Raw genomic sequence first — 17,662 nt, forward strand, 5'->3', positions numbered from 1 at the left:
GGGCCCAGGGCGCCCGCGGGTCTCCGCCGGGCGCCCTTCGCTGCTGTTGTCGTTGAGAACTACAGCTTCTCGATCACATAGTCGACGCACTTCGTCAGGGCCTCGACATCGGCCGGGTCGATCGCCGGGAACATCGCCACGCGCAGCTGGTTGCGGCCCAGCTTGCGGTACGGCTCCGTGTCCACGATGCCGTTGGCGCGCAGCACCTTCGCCACCGCAGCCGCGTCCACCTCGTCCGCGAAGTCGATCGTGCCGATGACCTGCGACCGCTTGGCCGGGTCGGCGACGAACGGGTTCGCGTACTTGATGTCCTCGGCCCACCCGTACAGCGTCCGCGCCGACGTGGCCGTACGCCGCACCGCCCAGTCGAGCCCGCCCTGCCCGTTCAGCCACTCCAACTGCTCGTTCAGCAGGAAGAGAGTCGCCAGGGCCGGAGTGTTGTAGGTCTGGTTCTTGCGGCTGTTGTCGATCGCAGTCGGCAGGCTGAAGAACTCGGGCACGTGCCGACCGCTCGCGTGGATACGCTCCGCCCGCTCGATCGCCGCCGGCGAGAAGATCCCGATCCACAGCCCGCCGTCCGAGGCGAACGACTTCTGCGGCGCGAAGTAGTAGACGTCCGTCTCGGAGACGTCCACCGGCAGGCCACCCGCACCACTGGTCGCGTCCACGAGCACCAGGGCGCCCTCGTCCGCACCGGCCACCCGCTTGATCGGCATGGCCACACCGGTCGAGGTCTCGTTGTGCGTGAAGGCGTACACGTCCACGCCCGCCTCGGCCACCGGCTCCGGATGCGTACCCGGCTCGGAAGCGATCACATCCGGCTCGGCCAGCCACGGAGCGAGCTTCGACGCCTTGGCGAATTTGCTGGAGAACTCACCGAAGTTCAGGTGCTGCGACCTGTTCTCGATCAGACCGTGCGTCGCCACGTCCCAGAACGCGGTCGAGCCGCCGTTGCCGAGGACGACCTCGTACCCGTCCGGCAGCGAGAACAGCTCGCGCACGCCCTCGCGAACGCGCCCGACCAAATTCTTGACCGGGGCCTGGCGGTGAGAGGTGCCCATCAGGGACGTACCGGTGGCGGCCAGCGCGTCCAGCGCTTCCGTCCGCACCTTGGAGGGGCCCGCGCCGAATCGTCCGTCGGCGGGCTTGATGTCAGCGGGAATCTGGATCTCAGCCACGACGGGAGCCTAACCGTTCGGGGAAACCTGGGCGAAACGTCGTCCGTCCGGTGAGACGGAGCGAGCAGGGAGGGGCGGAATTTCCCCCTGCTGACTTCTGTACGGCGGGTCGCCCGGTGCCTCATGGCAAGCCGGCCCGCAGCCGCGTACGCACGGAAGGGGCCGCACCGGTACATCAAATGCCCGTCGATTGCGTGGTCGTACCGATACGGGAGCTCCGTAGGAAAGTCAGGCGACCGCGCAAGCGACGGGCGGATGTACCGGGGCGGCCCCGACCCGCCCACTACCGGCAGCGAACCGGCGTCAGCCCAAACGCACCGGCAGCTCGTACAGATCGTTCTGCGTCACCACCGGCTTGTTCCGCAGCTCGGACGCCGGTACCGCCAGATCCAGCTTCGGGAAGCGACGGTACAGAGCCGGCAGCGCGACCCCCGCCTCCAGCCGGGACAAGGCAGCGCCCGGGCAGACATGCGGCCCGTGCCCGAACGAGATGTGCCGGTTCTCCGTGGTGCGGGTGATGTCGAAGACGTTCGCAGACGGTCCGTGCGCGCTCTCGTCCCGCCCGATCGCCCCGTACGACACGATCAGCGCATCCCCCGCCGGGATCACCTTGTCGCCGACCGGCACGTCCTCCGTGGCGAACCGGATCAGCACGTGCGACGTGGGCGCGGACCACCGCAGCGTCTCCTCGACGACCGCGGACCAGTCGGCCTCCCCCGACAGCACGAGCTCCCGCTGCTCCGGATGCGTCGACAGGTTCACCACCGCGTTCACGATCAGCGAGATCGTCGTCTCGTGTCCCGCCGCGACGATCACCTGAAGCGTGGAGACGATCTCCTGATCGGTGAGCTGGTCACCGTTCTCGGAGGCGAGAATCAGCGCGCTCGTCAGGTCGTCGCCCAGGTTCTCCCGCTTCTTGGCGACCGTCGCGGTCATCAGCTCCGACAGCTCGGCGAGCGTCGCGAGGACCACCTCGGGCGCGGCCAGCGTGTCGAAGAAGTTCTCGAACAGCACCTTCAGCCGCGGAAGCTGCTCCTCCTCGAGCCCCATCAGGTCGGCGACGACGTACATCGGCAGCCAGTAGGCGAACTCGGCCTTCAGATCGACGGGACCGTCACCGTCGGCGGTACGCGCGGCGAGCCGGTCGAGCAACCCCTCCGTCAGCTCGACGATCCGCTCCCGCATCCGCTCCACCCGCCGCACGGTCAGCGCCTGCGCGGTGAGCGTGCGCAGCCGCCGGTGATCCGCCCCGTCCACCGTGAGCATGGACCGCCCCGGATTCGCCAGCCCGATCAGCGGCCAGTCGGGCGCGATCTCGCCCCGCTGCCAGGCCCCCCACACGTTGATGTCCTTGACCATCCGGGGATCCGTGAGCAGCGCACGGGCCTCCGCGTGCCGGGTGACCGCCCACACAGGCACCCCACCGGGCAGCTCCACCGCGGCGAGCGGCCCCGCCGCCCGCAGCCGCGCGCTCTCGCCGACGAGGTCGGACACTAACGGGTCGAGGGCGATCCGCTCGGGGTCTGCGGGGGTCTCTCTGCCGGTGCCGGGGTGTATGCCGCTGTCGGTGGTCATGCGGACGTGCCTCCAAGGGCCGGGATCGGGGTGAACCGCACAGGAAGTTCGCTGAGCCCGCGCAACCAGGGCGAGGGCCGCCGCGCCAGGGATTCCGCCGGTACGGCGAGATCGATGTCCGGCAGCCGGTCGAGGACCACCTCGATCCCCGTACGGGCGATGACCTCGGCGATCTCCTGTGCCGGGAACGGGCACCGGTGCTCGCCGTGGCTGAAGGAGAAGTGCGCGTTGTTGCCGCCGGTCAGGGCCGAGCCGTCGGTCCGCACCTGCGGATCGGAGTTCGCGCCCTGGAGACCGAGCAGCACCATGTCACCGGTACGGACCCGGTGGCTGCCGAGCTGGATGTCACGGGTGGCCCAGCGCCCGGCGATGTTCTGGCTGGGCGTGTCCTCCCACAGGACCTCGTTCATCGCCTCGGCGACACTGTGCCGCCCGCCGAACAGCGAAGCCGCGAACCGCTCGTCGGTCAGCATCAGCCGCAGCGAGTTGCCGATCCAGTCGGCGGTCGGCTGGTGGCCCGCGGCCAGCGCGACCATCAGGTCCTGGATGATCTCCTCATCGGTGAAGCCGGAGGAGTCGGCGAGCATCCGGGAGGCCACGTCGCTCGCGGGGGAGGCCTTGCGGTCCGCGAGGAGCTGCGCCATGGAGGCGCCGAGGTGCTGCTGCCCGGCGATCGCCCCCTCCCGCCCGTTGATCATGTCGTTGAGGGCGGTGACGAGCCCCGGCCCCTGCTCGTCGGCGAAACCGAAGACGAAGGCCAGCACTCGCACCGGCAGCAGCATCGCGAAGTCGGCGATGATGTCGGTCTCGCCCTTGGCGCACACGGCGTCGAGCAGTTCGTCGGCGTACCGCTCGGTGGTCGAGCGCAGCTCGAAGGAGTCGACGGCCTCCAGCGCGTTGCCGATCATGGCGGCACGCTCGCGGTGCCGCTCGCCGACGGTGTAGAGGATCGAGTTCTGCTTGCGCCCGATCATCGGCAGCAGCGGCCAGTCGTCGGGGATGTTGTCCCACTGGTTCCACAGGTCGGAGTCCCGGCTGAACAGCACGGAGTCGCCGGTGACCTGGTGCAGCTCGCGGTAGCCGAGGACGAGCCAGGCGGGGACGTCGCCTTCGAGGATCACGGGGACGACGGACCCGTGGTCGCGCCGCATGTCCCGGTACATCGCGGCGGGGTCGGTCTGGAACCTGGGATCGCTCAGCAGTACGGGATCAGGCGTCACAGGGCCAACTCCGGTGATGTATGGGGTTCGTCGACGCCGGCCTGCCCGGCGTGAGCAGCCTGCCCGGCCTGAGCGGTCTGCCCGGCGTGAGCAGGCCCGGCCTGAGCGGTCTGCCCGGCCTGACGAGCCTGCCCGGCTTGCCCGGCCTGCCCGGCGTACAGGGTCTTGAGATGCTCGACCAGCGTGATCAGCACCCGCTTGCTGGACTCGCGGGACCGCGCGTCGCACTCGACCAGCGGCACGTGCGGGTCGAGGTCGAGCGCCTCGCGGAGCTGGGCCGGGGTGTGGGTGGTGCCGCCGAAGTCGTTGCAGGCCACGATGAACGGCGTCCCGTGGTGTTCGAGCCGGTCTATGGCGTACCAGGAGTCGTCGATGCGGCGGGTGTCGACGAGGACGACCGCGCCGAGCGTGCCGGAGAACAGCCGGTCCCAGAGGAACCAGAACCGCTCCTGACCGGGCGCGCCGAAGAGGTAGAGCACATTGCGTGCGTCGAGGGATATTCGGCCGAAGTCGAAGGCGACGGTGGTGGAGGTCTTGCCGCGCACCTCGCTGGTGTCGTCGACGGCCTCGCCGGCCTGGGTCATCGTCTCCTCGGTGTTGAGGGGACGTATCTCGCTGACGGAACGGACCAGGGTCGTCTTGCCGACGCCGAAGCCGCCGACGACGACGATCTTCAGTCCGTTGTCGGCGGTGGCCCCCAGCGGGGTCCTGGCGTCAGAGGTTACGGAGTCCAACGAGCACCTGCTCCAGGATGTCGGGATCGGGGAGACCGGAGGAGACGGCCTTGCGCGGGTGGCGGGCGCTGACGCGGCCCGCGGCGAGGAGGTCGGAGAGCAGGATCCGGACGATGCTCACCGGCAGTTTCAGCTCGGCGGCGATCTCCACGACGGCGGTGGGCCGCTCGGCGAGCCGCAGGATCCGGGCGTGCTCGGACTGCATGCCGGGTACCGGATCGCACTCGGCGACCACCAGGGTAACCAGGTCGAACGGGGTGTCGGGGCCGGACCGGCTGCGCCCTCCGGTGAGGGTGTACAGCCGGTCGGGTGCGTCGTCCCTGCCGGGCCGGCTCATGAGGTCCGGGGCCGAGCGATCAGGTGCTCGCCGAGTTGTTCCACGAGCTCGCTCATGTTGTGTCCGACGAGTCCGGCGTCCGCGTCCTCGGCGGTGACGACGGCCAGGTGGGCACCCTGGCCGGCCTCGACGATGAACAGGACGCCGCCGTAGAACTCGGCCATGGCGGAGCGGACGCCGCCGCTGCCGTCGCCGAATTCCACGGAGGCGCCGTGGGACAGCGACTGGATGCCGGCGGCGATCGCGGCGAGCTGGTCGGCCTGGTCGACGGAGAGCTCCGGGGTACGGCACAGCTTCAGGCCGTCGCGGGAGAGCACGAGGGCGTGGCGGGCGCCCGGGGTGCGCTCCAGCAGACCCTCGATGAGCCAGGAGAGCTTCTCGTCGGCGGTGGTGGTGCCGGTCATGAAGTGGTGTCGCCTTCCGGGTGCGAGTGCGCGGGCGGGGGGCTGGCGGTGGCGTTGGCCGGTTCGGACACGGCCTCCCGTTCCGCCTCTTCGGGTGCGTTCGTGCGGGCCGGGGTGCCCGCGGCGGCGGTCGCGTGCGAACGCGGCGCTTTTGTACGGGCGCTGTCTCCGGACGGGGTTTCCCCGGACCGGGTCTCCTCGGGCCGCGTTTCGCCGGGCCGTATGTCCTCGGGCCGTATGTCCTCGGGCCGGGTTTCCTCAGGCACGCTGCCCTGGACGGCGGCCTGGTCGGGCACGGTGTTGCGGACCGCCTGGCGGAAGCTGCTGAAGCGGGCGGCGCGGGCCTTGGTCTGCTCGGCCGTCGGGGGTTCGCGGTCGACGCGGGCGGTGCTCGCGGCCTGGGCGCGGCGCTCGGCCTCGGCGAGGGTACGGCCGCGACGGCGCTTGGGCAGACCGCCGCTCGCGGTATCGGCGCTCGCGGTGTCGGCGCCCGTACCGGCGCGGGCCGGCGACTCGTGGGTGGGCACCGGGTCGGGGTCGAGGTCACCGGTGGCGCGGGCGGCGGCGTAGGAGGTCTGCGAGGGCGACGACTCGCTCGCCCCCGAAGCCGCTGAGGTCGTCACCGCACCCGAGGCCGTCACCGCGCCCGAAGCCCCCGAGCTCCCGGCAGCGCTCCCCTTGGGCAGCGCGGCCGGCGGCGTGGCCGACGTGGAGAGCAGCTCCTGAGGTACGAGCACCAGCACCCCCGTACCGCCGCGCGCCGACGGCCGGAAGGACACCTTCAGGCCGTGCTTGCGGGCCAGCCGGCCGACCACCGCGAGGCCGAGCCGGGTGCCGGTGATGCCGCCGAGGTCGGAGGTCTCGCCGGACACGGCCTGTTCGGCGCGGCGGAGCTGTACGTCGCTCATCACCAGGCCGCTGTCCTCGACGGAGACGATGACACCGGCCGGCACCTCCTCGACGTACACGTGCACCTCGGCCGTGGGCGGCGAGAAGTTCGCGGCGTTGTCGAGGAGTTCGGCGACGGCGTGCATGACGCCCTCGGCGGCGTGCCCGGAGACGGCGGCCTCGCTGGTGGAGTGGATGCGGACGCGCTGGTAGCCGCTGATGCGGCCCATCGCGCCGCGCAGGATCGACTCCATGACGATCGGCCGGGCCCAGCGGCGGCCGGAGCGGGCGCCCGCGAGGACGGCGACGGAGTCGGCGAGCCGGCCCGCCTGGGCGGTGCGGTGGTCGAGGTGGAGCAGGTCGGCGAGGACGTCCTCGTCGGAGTGGCGTTCCTCCATGGCGCGCAGGTCGGCGAGCATGCCGGTGGCGAGCGCCTGCATCCGGCCCGCCGCGTTGGCGGTGGCCGCGACGGCGGCGTCGCGGGCGCGGGCGGCCTGCCGGGCGCGCTCGTTCAGCCGGGCGTTGTCGTCGGCGAGCCGGGTCCGGTCCGCGGTGAGCCGCTGCCGCTCCTGGGCGAACTCCTCGGTCAGCCGTATCCGTTCCGCGCCGAGCTCGTCGGCGATCCGGGCGCTCTCGCGGGTCGCCTCGTCGGCGAGCCGGGCGCGCTCCTGCGCGAACTCCTCGGCCAGCCGTCCCCGTTCGCGGGAGAGTTCGTCGGCGAGCCGGGCGCGTTCCTGGAGCAGCCGGCCGGAGTCCGCGGCCACCGCGTCGAGCCGGCGCCGGGTCAGCCGGGCGGCGTGCAGGGAGCGGGCCGCGACGGCGACGGCCACGCACAGCAGGACGGCGCCCGCCCCGGCGCCCCACGCGAGGGGCACGCGGACCGAGTCCGGTGCCGCGGCGACCGCGCCGGCGACCACGAGGGCGGACAGTACTGCGGTGATCGCGGGGGCCGGCGCGACCGTACGGAAGGTGGGCCGTTCGCCTGGGGGGAGGGGCGCGGTCATCAATCGTGTCCTCGGTCGGAGCTTGGTCCTCGGTCTGTGCTTCGTTCTCTGTTCTGGGCGTGGGTGGGTCTGCGTGGTTTCTGTTGTTTACGCATAGGGGAGCGTCACCCGTTGCCCAACAAGCCGTCACTATATGAGAGTTCGTGATCGATGCGGGGAGGTTCCTGAGCAGCTTTCTGGATCCGGCCCCAAATCGCCGTAAAGACCGGCGATCCCGCGCCAAGGCGCGCGGCGATGACCGGCGATCCCGCGCCGAGGCCCGCCCCCCGACCCCCGATGCATCCTGAAGCCATGACGGATCCAGGGAAGCAGGGCACGGCGGAGGGCATGGCGGGGGACACGGCGGGGGACACGGCGGAGGGTACGGCGGACCCCGTCGAGCTGCGGGCCGCGCTGGCCGCGGCGGTACGCGGCGAGGTCGCCTTCGGCGCGACGGCCAGGGCGCTGACCACCATGGACGCCTCCAACTACCGCCGCGTACCGCTCGGCGTGGTGGCCCCGCGGGACGCCGAGGACGTCGCGGCGGCCCTCGCGGTGTGCCGGGCGCGCGGCGTGCCGGTCGTGCCGCGCGGCGGCGGTACCTCGATCGCCGGACAGGCCACCGGCACCGGAGTCGTCCTGGACTTCACCCGCCACATGAACCGGCTGCTGTCCCTGGACCCGGAGTCGCGCACGGCGGTGGTCCAGCCGGGCCTGGTCCTCGACCGGCTCCAGGAGGCGGCGGCCCCGCACGGCCTGCGCTTCGGCCCCGACCCCTCCACCCACGGCCGCTGCACGCTCGGCGGCATGATCGGCAACAACTCCTGCGGCTCGCACTCGGTGGCCTGGGGCACCACGGCGGACAACGTGCGCGGGCTGACGGTCCTCACCGCGCGGGGCGAGACGCTGCGCCCCGGCCGCGACTGGGCGGGCGCCCCGGCGGGCCTCCGCTCCCTGGTCGACGGCGAACTGGCCCGGCTCCGTACGGGCTACCCCGACCTCCCGCGGCGCATCAGCGGATACGCCCTGGATGCCCTGCTGCCCGAGCGCGGCGCGGACGTGGCCCGCTCCTTCTGCGGCTCCGAGGGCACGCTCGGCGTCCTGACGGAGGCGGTGGTCCGGCTGGTCGAGGCGCCGCGCGCGCAGGCGCTCGCGGTGCTCGGGTACGCGGACGAGAGCGCGGCGGCGGAGGCGGCGGCGGGCCTGCTGCCGTACGGGCCGCTGACGGTGGAGGGGATGGCCGCCGACCTGGTCCGCTCGGACGCGGGGCTGCCCAGGGGCGGGGCCTGGCTGTTCGTGGAGACGGGCGGGGCGGACGCCGGTGAGGCCGGGGCCCGCGCGGAGGCGATCGTGCGGGCGGCGGACGCGCTGGACGCCCGCGTCGTCACCGACCGGGCCGGGCAGCGCGCCCTGTGGCGCATCCGCGAGGACGCGAGCGGCGCGGCGACCCGCATTCCGGACCGGGCGACCGCGCCCGGCGCGGAGACCTGGCCGGACAAGCGGACGCGGCCGAGCGGTGAAGTCTGGCCGGACAAGCGGACGCGGCCGAGCGGTGAGGCCTGGCCCGGCTGGGAGGACTGCGCCGTCCCGCCCGCCCGGCTCGGCGCGTACCTGCGGGACTTCCGGCGCCTGCTCGCGGACCACGGCCTGCGCGGCACCCCGTACGGGCACTTCGGCGACGGCTGCATCCACGTCCGTATCGACTTCGATCTGCTGACGCCCGCCGGGGTGGCCCGCTTCCGGCGCTTCTCCGGGGAACTGGCGGACCTGGTCGTCGCGCACGGCGGCTCCCTCTCCGGGGAGCACGGCGACGGGCAGGCCCGCGCCGAACTCCTGCCGAGGATGTACGGCACGGAGCTGGTCGCCCTCTTCGAGCGGGCGAAGGCCGTCTGGGACCCGGACGACCTCCTCAACCCCGGGATGCTGGTACGGCCGCACCCGCTCGACACGAACCTGCGCTTCGCAGTGCTGCCGCGCGAACCGGTGGACGTGGAGTTCGGCTACCCGGCGGACGGCGGCGACTTCTCGGCGGCGGTACGGCGCTGCGTGGGCGTCGCCAAGTGCCGTACGGAGGCCACGAGTCCACCCGGCCCCGGGGTGATGTGCCCCTCCTACCGGGTGACGGGGGAGGAGGAGCACTCCACCCGGGGGCGGGCCCGGCTGCTGCACGAGATGCTCGCGGGCGAGGTGATCACGGACGGCTGGCGCTCGACGGAGGTCAGGGACGCACTCGACCTGTGCCTGTCCTGCAAGGGGTGCCGCACGGACTGCCCGGTCGGCGTGGACATGGCCACGTACAAGGCGGAGTTCCTGCACCACCATTACGCGGGCCGCAGGCGCCCGGCGGCGCACTACGCGATGGGGTGGCTGCCGCGCTGGCTGGAACTGGCCGCCCGGACGCGTACGGCCCGCCCGCTCAACGCCCTGGCCGCGCTGCCCCCGCTGGCCGCCCTCGCCAAACGCCTCGGCGGCATCGCGCCGGAGCGCACCCTGCCCCGGCTGGCGCGGGAACCGTTCAGCCGCTGGTGGTCGCGACGCTTCCGGGACCGGGCCCGCGGCTGGCTGCGCGCGGCCGGTACCGGTACCAGCACCGGGGACCGGGGGCCGTTCCCCGGCACCGGCCGGAACGCCGTCGTGCTGTGGCCGGACACCTTCACCGAGCACCTCTCACCCTCCGTGGGCAAGGCGGCGGTACGGGTCCTGGAGGCGGCCGGGGTCGAGGTACTGCTGCCGCCGACGGTCCGCTTCCCGTCGGCACCCGTAGGGGACGGGAAGACGACCGGGCTGGGGGCCGTTCCCGCCCTCCGTACCCGCCGGGGCCGGGTCTGCTGCGGCCTCACGTACGTCTCCACCGGCCAGCTCGACCGCGCCCGCGCCGTACTGCGCCGCACGCTCGACCTGATGGAACCGGTGCTGGAGAGCGGCCTGCCGGTGGTCGTCCTGGAGCCGAGCTGCGCCGCCGCCCTCCGCACGGACCTGCCGGAACTGCTCCACGACGACCCGCGCGCGCCGCGCCTGGCGTCCGCCGTGCTGACCTTCGCCGAGGCGCTGGAACGCCACGCGCCGGACTGGACCCCGCCGCGCGTCGACCGGCCCGCGGTGGGCCAGACGCACTGCCACCAGTACGCGGTGCTGGGCGACGCGGCGGACCGGCGGCTGCGTGAGGCGGCCGGTCTGACCGGCCCGCTGTCCGGCGGCTGCTGCGGCCTGGCGGGGAACTTCGGCTTCGAGAAGGGGCACTACGAGGTGTCGGCGGCGTGCGCGGAGGAACAGCTCCTCTCGGCGGTGCGGTCGGCACCGCCGGAAGCGGTGGTCCTGGCGGACGGCTTCTCGTGCCGTACGCAGGTGGCGCAGCTCGCGGGGCGGGACGGCCGGCACCTGGCGGAGGTACTGGCGGAGGCGCTGCGGGAGTAGCCGGACCGGGGTGCCGGACGCCCACCGTCACTCCCACCGCTCCAGCCGCCGGCCCCGGCTCTCCGCGATGCGCAGGGCGTCGCGGAGCGCCCCGGTCAGGCACTCGGCGAGATGGCGGAGGTCGCCGGGAGGGGTGTCGGGGAGCAGGGCGTCGGCGTGCGTGAGGAGCCGTGCGCCCATGTCCAACTGGACGGTTTCGGTGGTGTCGGCGAGCCGGGACATGGGCCCGTCCGGGTCGTCGGTGATCAAGTAACAGGTCTTGCCCTCGCCGCCCGCCCAGGGCAGCAGCCGGCCGGGGCGCTCCATCATGCGGCGACCTCCAGGACGAGGTGGGCCAGGTAGGGGCGGAGGGCTTTCGTGGCGGCGCCGTCGAGGGGGGTGTCGAGTCCGTAGGGGCTGCGGTGGGGAGGGAGGGAGGAGGGGGGTGACGGGGAGCAGGCGGCGGGGCGGGGCGGGGCGACCGGCCGTACGCGGTGACGCGCGGTACGGCGGTGCGTTCCGCGCGGGGTGAGCAGGAGACTTACCCAGGCGGTGAGGCGGCGGATAAGGTGGGTCACGTCGTCAGCTCCAAATCTGGTGACCGTGCCCCCGGACGGTTAGGCCCCGTCGCGGGGGTGTTTCGTTGAGCACGCTAAGTGCGGTAGACCGCAGTGTACTGCGGTCGCGCGGTCTACCGCAGAGTTTTAGCGTCAACCGCATGAGTCCCGAACTCGACCGCACCCGCCCCGTCTGGCGTCAGGTCGCCGCAGCCATCGCTGAGCGCATCGCCGACGGTCGGTATCCCGTAGGGGCTCGGGTGCCGTCCGTTGTCGAGTTGTCCGCCGAGTTCGGGATCGCGGCCTCGACCGCTCAGAAGGCGCTGGCCCACCTCAAGGCGGAGGGTCTCATTCGCGCGGAGGTCGGCCTCGGATCGTTCGTCGCCGAACGTCTCGGAGAGTCCACTGAGTAACAGGTCGCCCTTCCCTGTCAGTTGCATAACGGCTGTACGCCCCTGAACCGGTGCACTACCCTGAACTTCCCAGTGCATCGAGCTGGACGTACCCCCGCACCTGATCCCTGGAAGGCGCCGTGACCACCCCCACCCCCGCCCAGCCCACTTCCACGGCGGCCCCCGCTGCCGCACCGGCAGGTGCGCCGCGCCGGGGTTCGCTGGGGCCGGTCGGCCTGGTGCTCGCCGGCGGCATATCGGTGCAGTTCGGTGGCGCGCTGGCCGTGAGTCTGATGCCCCGGGCGGGAGCCCTGGGCGTGGTGACGCTGCGCCTGGTGGTGTCGGCGATCGTCATGCTGCTGGTGTGCCGGCCGAGGCTGCGCGGGCACTCGCGCAACGACTGGGGGACGGTCGTGGTCTTCGGCCTGGCGATGGGAGCGATGAACGGCCTCTTCTACCAGGCGGTGGACCGCATCCCGCTGGGTACGGCGGTGACGCTGGAGGTGCTGGGCCCGCTGACCCTGTCGGTGCTGGCGTCGCGCAGGGCGATCAACTTGGTCTGGGCGGGGCTGGCGCTGGGGGGCGTCTTCCTGCTGGGCGGCGGAAACTTCAGCGGGTTGGACCCGGCGGGCGTCGCCTTCGCGCTGGGGGCGGGCGTGATGTGGGCGGGGTACATCATCTTCAGCGCGCGTACGGGGCGGAGGTTTCCGCAGGCGGATGGGCTGGCGCTGGCGATGGCGGTGGCGGCGGTGTGTTTCCTGCCGCTGGGGATCGCGGAGTCGGGGGCGAAGCTGGTGAATCCGACGACGCTGGGGCTGGGCGCGGCGGTGGCGATGCTGTCGTCGGTGCTGCCGTACACGCTGGAACTGCTCGCGCTGCGCTCGTTGCCGGCGTCGACGTTCGCGGTCCTGATGAGCCTGGAACCGGCCATAGCGGCCATCGCGGGCTTCCTGGTCCTGGACCAGGCCCTGACCGCGCCGGAGGCCGCAGCGATCGCCCTGGTCGTAGCGGCGAGCATGGGCGCGGTCCGCACCCAGGTGGGCCGGAGGAAGGCACCCCTCCCGACGGAACCCGTCTGAGGGTTCACAAGACGCGGCCGAGCGTTCTGGGGCTAGAGTCGGGCACGCGTTGACATTCGGACCGAGGGCATGAAGGGAGCGGCAGCATGAGCCTTCAGCACACGGAGAGGGCCGGGGACGGGCCGTTGATCCCCCGTCCGGAGCGCACTCCAGGCGCCTTGCGTGCCGCGTGTGCCGTTGTCGCCCCGCAGCTTCTGACCGCGTACGACCAGGCGAAGGACCAGGCGCTCGCGGAGGCGGTGGAGCACGGTTCGCTCGGGCCTGTCCACGCCTACCTGGCCCATTGGGCGGCTCTGATCGAGATCGAGCGTCACCCGGAGTATGCGAGGGCGTATCACCGGGCCGAGTACCTTGCCCAGGTCGCGACCACGCCCGAGGCGGCGCGCGAGCATCTGGTCGAGGCGAGCGGCATCTACCGAGAAGCCGCAAGCGCGGTGCGCGGCGAGTGACCTGGCGCTGGGAGTACGTTCCGGACGAGGACACCGTGGCAGCCGGCGCGCCCGCCGCCTTCCTCGCCGAGGTGGAGCGTAAGGCCGCCGAGCTGGTCCGTGCCGCCGAGGCGCTTCATCTTCACGGGTCGGCCTTCCAGGAAGCCGACGAGGGCGCCAAGCAGGTATTCGTGGCGGGCGGCTTCTTCGTGTACATGGTCACGCCGCGCTCGGAACTCGTCAGCATCTGGCAGATTCAGCCCGACCCTTTCGCCTGAGCACCTTTCGCTCGAGCGCGGCAGACCGCTGCTCGACGGGTCCCCGAGTGGGTGAACCATTCATGCAAGCACGCTTGCTTGTTTCTGGGGGCGCTGCCATGCTCCCGTCATGGCCGATCCGACGCCCGTGCTCGACGACCTGTGTGCCGAAAGTGATGAACTCGACCTTCTGGTAAGCGAGTTGACGCCAGAGGGGTGGGCGCTTGCGACGCCCGCCGCCGGGTGGACCGTCGCTCACCAGATCGCCCACCTCGCCTGGACCGATCACTCCGCCCTGCTGGCCGTCACCGACGAGGACGGCTTCCGTGTCCTGGTGGAAAGGGCGCTCGCCGCGCCGTACACCTTCGTGGACGAGGGCGCGGCGGACGGCGCGAAGAAACCGCCCGCCGAGCTGCTCGCGACCTGGCGGCAGGGCCGTACCGCGCTCGACCGCGCCCTGCGCGACGCACCGCCCGGCGCCCGCTTCCCCTGGTACGGGCCCCACATGTCGGCCGCCTCCATGGCTTCCGCCCGTCTTATGGAGACCTGGGCCCACGGCCAGGACATCGCGGACACCCTCGGTGTGGTGCGCGCACCCACCGCCCGGCTCCGGCATGTGGCCCGCATCGGCGTACGCGCCCGTAACTACGCCTACGCGGTACGGGGGCTCATCCCGCCCGACGACGAGTTCCGCGTCGAACTCGTCGCCCCGGACGGTGGCCTGTGGAACTACGGGCCCGAGGGCGCCGACCAGCGGGTCACCGGGGCCGCGCTCGACTTCTGTCTGCTGGTCACCCAGCGCGCCCACCGCGACGACCTCGACGTCCGCGCGGAGGGCGAGGACGCCGACCGGTGGCTGGACATCGCCCAGGCGTTCGCCGGGCCACCGGGGGACGGCCGCCCGCCCAGGGAGGGGGAGAAGTGACCGTTCTGCGGATCGGCAACGCCTCCGGCTTCTACGGCGACCGCTTCGACGCCGTGCGCGAGATGCTCACCGGCGGCCCCCTGGACGTGCTGACCGGCGACTACCTCGCCGAGCTGACCATGCTCATCCTGGGCCGCGACCGGCTGCGCGACCCCGCGCGGGGGTACGCGAAGACCTTCCTGCGGCAGATGGAGGAGTGTCTGGGGCTCGCCCACGAACGCGGCGTGCGCATCGTCACCAACGCCGGGGGCCTCAACCCGGCCGGACTCGCCGACGCGCTCCGGGAACTGGCCGCCCGCCTCGGCGTCCCGGTACGCGTCGCCCACGTCGAGGGCGACGACCTCGCACGCGACCACCCGACGGCGCTCGCCGCGCACGCGTACCTCGGCGGCGGCGGAATCGCCGCCTGCCTGCGCGAGGGCGCCGACGTCGTGGTCACCGGGCGGGTGACGGACGCGGCCCTCGTCACCGGCCCGGCCGCCGCGCACTTCGGCTGGGGACCCGAGGAGTACGACCGGCTCGCCGGTGCCGTCGTCGCCGGGCACGTCCTGGAGTGCGGCACGCAGGCGACCGGCGGCAACTACGCCTTCTTCACCGACCACGACCCCGCCCGGCTGCGCCGCCCCGGCTTCCCGCTCGCCGAACTCCACGCGGACGGCACCGCCGTGATCACCAAGCACGCCGGCACCGGCGGCGTGGTCGACCTCGGCACGGTCACCGCGCAGCTCCTGTACGAGACGGCGGGCGCCCGCTACCCAGGGCCCGACGTCACCGCCCGCCTCGACACCGTCCGGCTGACCCAGGAGGGCCCGGACCGGGTACGGATCGTCGGCGTACGGGGCGAGGCACCGCCGCCGACCCTCAAGGTCGGCCTCAACCGGCTCGGCGGCTTCCGCAACGAGGTCACCTTCGTGCTGACCGGCCTCGATATCGAGCACAAGGCGGCGCTCGTACGGGACCAGATGGAGGCCGCGCTCGACGCCGCCAAGTCCCGTCCGGCGGACGTGCGCTGGGACCTCGTACGGACCGACCGTCCCGACGCGGCGACCGAGGAGACGGCGAGCGCCCTGCTGCGCCTGGTCGTCCGTGATGCCGACCAGGACGCGGTGGGCCGGACGCTCAGCGGGGCCGCCGTCGAACTCGCCCTGGCGAGCTACCCCGGCTTCCATGTGCTCGCCCCACCCGGAAAGGGCGCGCCCTACGGCGTCTTCGAGGATGTGTACGTAGCCCATGGCGCCGTGGACCATGTGGCCGTCCTCCACGACGGACGCCGTATCCCTGTGGCCCCGCCCGCCGAGACCCGCGCACTCGGGCCGGTCGGGGACCCCTCTTCGCCGCCGCCGTTCCCCGACGGAACGCCGGTCCGCCACGCCCCCCTCGGCCTCGTCGCCGGCGCGCGCAGCGGCGACAAGGGCGGCCACGCCAACGTCGGCGTCTGGGTGCGGACGGACGAAGCCTGGCGGTGGCTGGCGCACGAGCTGACGGCCGACCGGTTCCGGCAGTTGCTCCCCGAGAGCCGTGACCTGCCCGTCGCGCGGCACGTCCTGCCCGGCCTCCGTGCCCTGAACTTCGTGATCGAAGGGATCCTCGGCGAGGGCGTGGCCTCCCAGGCCCGCTTCGACCCTCAGGCCAAGGCGCTCGGCGAATGGCTCCGCTCCCGCCACCTGGACATACCGGAGACGCTCCTGTGACGGTCCTTCCCACCTCCCTGGACACCACCGGCCCCGACTACGCGGCCCACCGCGAGGCCATGCTCGGCAAGCTCACCGCCCTCGACGCCGAGCACGCCAAGGCGCTGGCGGGCGGCGGCGAGAAGTACGTCGCCCGGCACCGCAAGCGCGGAAAACTGCTCGCCCGGGAGCGCATCGAACTGCTCCTCGACCCCGACACCCCCTTCCTGGAGCTGTCGCCGCTGGCGGCCTGGGGCAGCGAGGCCCCCGGATACACGGTCGGCGCCTCGCTCGTCACCGGCATCGGCGTCGTCGCGGGCGTCGAGTGCCTGATCACCGCCAACGACCCGACCGTGCGCGGCGGCGCCAGCAACCCCTGGAGCCTGAAGAAGGCCCTGCGCGCCAACGACATCGCGCTCGCCAACCGGCTGCCCTGCATCAGCCTCGTCGAGTCCGGCGGCGCCGACCTGCCCTCCCAGAAGGAGATCTTCATCCCCGGGGGCGCCATTTTCCGCGACCTGACCCGGCTGTCGGCGGCCGGGATCCCGACGATCGCGGTCGTCTTCGGCAACTCCACGGCCGGTGGCGCGTACATCCCCGGCATGTCCGACCACGTCGTCATGGTCAAGGAACGGGCGAAGGTGTTCCTCGGCGGCCCGCCCCTGGTGAAGATGGCCACCGGCGAGGAGAGCGACGACGAGTCCCTGGGCGGCGCCGAGATGCACGCGCGCGTGTCGGGCCTCGCCGACCACTTCGCCGTGGACGAGCCGGACGCCCTGCGCCAGGCCCGCCGGATCGTCGCCCGCCTCAACCACCGCAAGGCGTACGACGATCCCGCCCCCGCCCTGGTCGAACCCCCGAAGTACGACTCCGACGAACTCCTGGGCATCGTCCCGGACGACCTCAAGACGCCCTTCGATCCGCGCGAGGTGATCGCCCGGATCGTCGACGGCTCCGACTTCGACGAGTTCAAGCCGCTGTACGGGACGAGCCTGACGACCGGCTGGGCCCGCCTGCACGGCTATCCCGTCGGCATCCTGGCCAACGCCCAGGGGGTGTTGTTCAGCGCCGAGTCCCAGAAGGCGGCCCAGTTCATCCAGCTCGCCAACCAGCGCGACATCCCGCTGCTCTTCCTGCACAACACCACCGGCTACATGGTCGGCAAGGAGTACGAGCAGGGCGGCATCATCAAGCACGGCGCGATGATGATCAACGCGGTGAGCAACAGCCGCGTCCCCCACCTCTCCGTCCTCATGGGCGCCTCCTACGGAGCGGGCCACTACGGGATGTGCGGGCGCGCGTACGACCCGCGGTTCCTGTTCGCCTGGCCCAGCGCCAAGTCCGCCGTCATGGGCCCGCAGCAGCTCGCGGGCGTCCTGTCGATCGTCGCCCGGCAGTCGGCGGCGGCGAAGGGACAGCCCTACGACGACGAGGCGGACGCCGCGCTGCGCGCCATGGTGGAGCAGCAGATCGAGTCGGAGTCCCTGCCGATGTTCCTGTCCGGGCGGCTGTACGACGACGGGGTCATCGACCCGCGCGACACCCGCACCGTCCTCGGCCTGTGCCTGTCCGCGATCCACACGGCCCCCTACGAGGGCGCCCGCGGCGGCTTCGGCGTCCTCCGGATGTGAGGTCCTGCTTG

The 17,662-nt window shown here is 72.6% G+C and carries 17 protein-coding genes; 8 read left to right on the top strand and 9 right to left on the bottom strand.

Annotation, left to right across the window (positions count from 1 at the left end; genetic code table 11):
• Positions 1-59: 59 nt before the first annotated feature.
• From serC to ACFV6E_RS17690, 7 genes are all read right to left on the bottom strand, one after another.
• Positions 60-1,178 (bottom strand): phosphoserine transaminase, encoded by a 1,119-nt coding sequence (gene serC, locus ACFV6E_RS17660; RefSeq protein ID WP_385462585.1) that lies wholly within the window; start codon positions 1,176-1,178, stop codon positions 60-62.
• 303 nt (positions 1,179-1,481) lie between these two features.
• The gene (locus tag ACFV6E_RS17665) at positions 1,482-2,753 is read right to left on the bottom strand and encodes a cytochrome P450 (protein WP_385462588.1); all 1,272 of its coding nucleotides are present in this window, start codon (positions 2,751-2,753) and stop codon (positions 1,482-1,484) included.
• Entirely contained in the window at positions 2,750-3,916 is a 1,167-nt protein-coding gene (locus ACFV6E_RS17670; RefSeq protein ID WP_385462744.1) for a cytochrome P450, read from the bottom strand. Before ACFV6E_RS17670 ends, ACFV6E_RS17665 begins: the two co-directional genes overlap by 4 nt.
• 53 nt (positions 3,917-3,969) lie before the next feature.
• Positions 3,970-4,707, bottom strand: coding sequence for an ATP/GTP-binding protein (locus ACFV6E_RS17675; RefSeq protein WP_385462591.1), 738 nt, complete (start codon positions 4,705-4,707; stop codon positions 3,970-3,972).
• A complete protein-coding gene (locus ACFV6E_RS17680) occupies positions 4,688-5,044 on the bottom strand; it encodes a DUF742 domain-containing protein (protein WP_385167788.1) in 357 nt (118 codons plus the stop codon). Before ACFV6E_RS17680 ends, ACFV6E_RS17675 begins: the two co-directional genes overlap by 20 nt.
• Positions 5,041-5,448, bottom strand: coding sequence for a roadblock/LC7 domain-containing protein (locus tag ACFV6E_RS17685; RefSeq protein ID WP_385462594.1), 408 nt, complete (start codon positions 5,446-5,448; stop codon positions 5,041-5,043). The genes ACFV6E_RS17680 and ACFV6E_RS17685 overlap by 4 nt, the downstream gene beginning before the upstream one ends.
• A complete protein-coding gene (locus ACFV6E_RS17690; RefSeq protein WP_385462597.1) occupies positions 5,445-7,340 on the bottom strand; it encodes a sensor histidine kinase in 1,896 nt (631 codons plus the stop codon). The genes ACFV6E_RS17685 and ACFV6E_RS17690 overlap by 4 nt, the downstream gene beginning before the upstream one ends.
• Before the next feature lie 327 nt (positions 7,341-7,667).
• Here ACFV6E_RS17690 and ACFV6E_RS17695 point away from each other — a divergent pair, with 327 nt between their 5' ends.
• Positions 7,668-10,733 (top strand): FAD-binding and (Fe-S)-binding domain-containing protein, encoded by a 3,066-nt coding sequence (locus tag ACFV6E_RS17695; RefSeq protein ID WP_385462747.1) that lies wholly within the window; start codon positions 7,668-7,670, stop codon positions 10,731-10,733.
• A gap of 27 nt (positions 10,734-10,760) precedes the next feature.
• On the opposite strand, the gene ACFV6E_RS17700 is transcribed toward ACFV6E_RS17695, so the two are convergent.
• Positions 10,761-11,042 carry a hypothetical protein gene (locus ACFV6E_RS17700; protein ID WP_385167784.1) on the bottom strand — a complete coding sequence of 94 codons (282 nt, stop codon included), beginning with the start codon at positions 11,040-11,042 and terminating at the stop codon, positions 10,761-10,763.
• A complete protein-coding gene (locus ACFV6E_RS17705; protein ID WP_385462600.1) occupies positions 11,039-11,290 on the bottom strand; it encodes a hypothetical protein in 252 nt (83 codons plus the stop codon). The genes ACFV6E_RS17700 and ACFV6E_RS17705 overlap by 4 nt, the downstream gene beginning before the upstream one ends.
• A gap of 140 nt (positions 11,291-11,430) precedes the next feature.
• On the opposite strand from ACFV6E_RS17705, the gene ACFV6E_RS17710 reads away from it, so the two are divergent.
• From ACFV6E_RS17710 to ACFV6E_RS17740, 7 genes are all read left to right on the top strand, one after another.
• Entirely contained in the window at positions 11,431-11,682 is a 252-nt protein-coding gene (locus tag ACFV6E_RS17710; RefSeq protein WP_385462602.1) for a GntR family transcriptional regulator, read from the top strand.
• Between the two features lie 119 nt (positions 11,683-11,801).
• A complete protein-coding gene (locus ACFV6E_RS17715; RefSeq protein ID WP_385462605.1) occupies positions 11,802-12,740 on the top strand; it encodes a DMT family transporter in 939 nt (312 codons plus the stop codon).
• 86 nt (positions 12,741-12,826) lie between these two features.
• Positions 12,827-13,189, top strand: coding sequence for a DUF6247 family protein (locus ACFV6E_RS17720; protein ID WP_385167778.1), 363 nt, complete (start codon positions 12,827-12,829; stop codon positions 13,187-13,189).
• On the top strand, positions 13,186-13,446 hold the full coding sequence (locus tag ACFV6E_RS17725; protein WP_385167776.1) for a hypothetical protein: 261 nt from the start codon (positions 13,186-13,188) through the stop codon (positions 13,444-13,446). The genes ACFV6E_RS17720 and ACFV6E_RS17725 overlap by 4 nt, the downstream gene beginning before the upstream one ends.
• A 109-nt stretch (positions 13,447-13,555) precedes the next feature.
• Positions 13,556-14,350 carry a TIGR03084 family metal-binding protein gene (locus ACFV6E_RS17730; RefSeq protein ID WP_385167774.1) on the top strand — a complete coding sequence of 265 codons (795 nt, stop codon included), beginning with the start codon at positions 13,556-13,558 and terminating at the stop codon, positions 14,348-14,350.
• Positions 14,347-16,041, top strand: a complete 1,695-nt coding sequence (locus ACFV6E_RS17735) for an acyclic terpene utilization AtuA family protein (protein ID WP_385462608.1) — start codon at positions 14,347-14,349, stop codon at positions 16,039-16,041. The genes ACFV6E_RS17730 and ACFV6E_RS17735 overlap by 4 nt, the downstream gene beginning before the upstream one ends.
• Positions 16,038-17,651 (top strand): acyl-CoA carboxylase subunit beta, encoded by a 1,614-nt coding sequence (locus ACFV6E_RS17740; RefSeq protein WP_385462611.1) that lies wholly within the window; start codon positions 16,038-16,040, stop codon positions 17,649-17,651. Before ACFV6E_RS17735 ends, ACFV6E_RS17740 begins: the two co-directional genes overlap by 4 nt.
• Positions 17,652-17,662 lie beyond the last annotated feature (11 nt).

Origin of the sequence: Streptomyces sp. NPDC059785, assembly GCF_042732375.1 — a bacterium.
Lineage (GTDB): Bacteria > Actinomycetota > Actinomycetes > Streptomycetales > Streptomycetaceae > Streptomyces.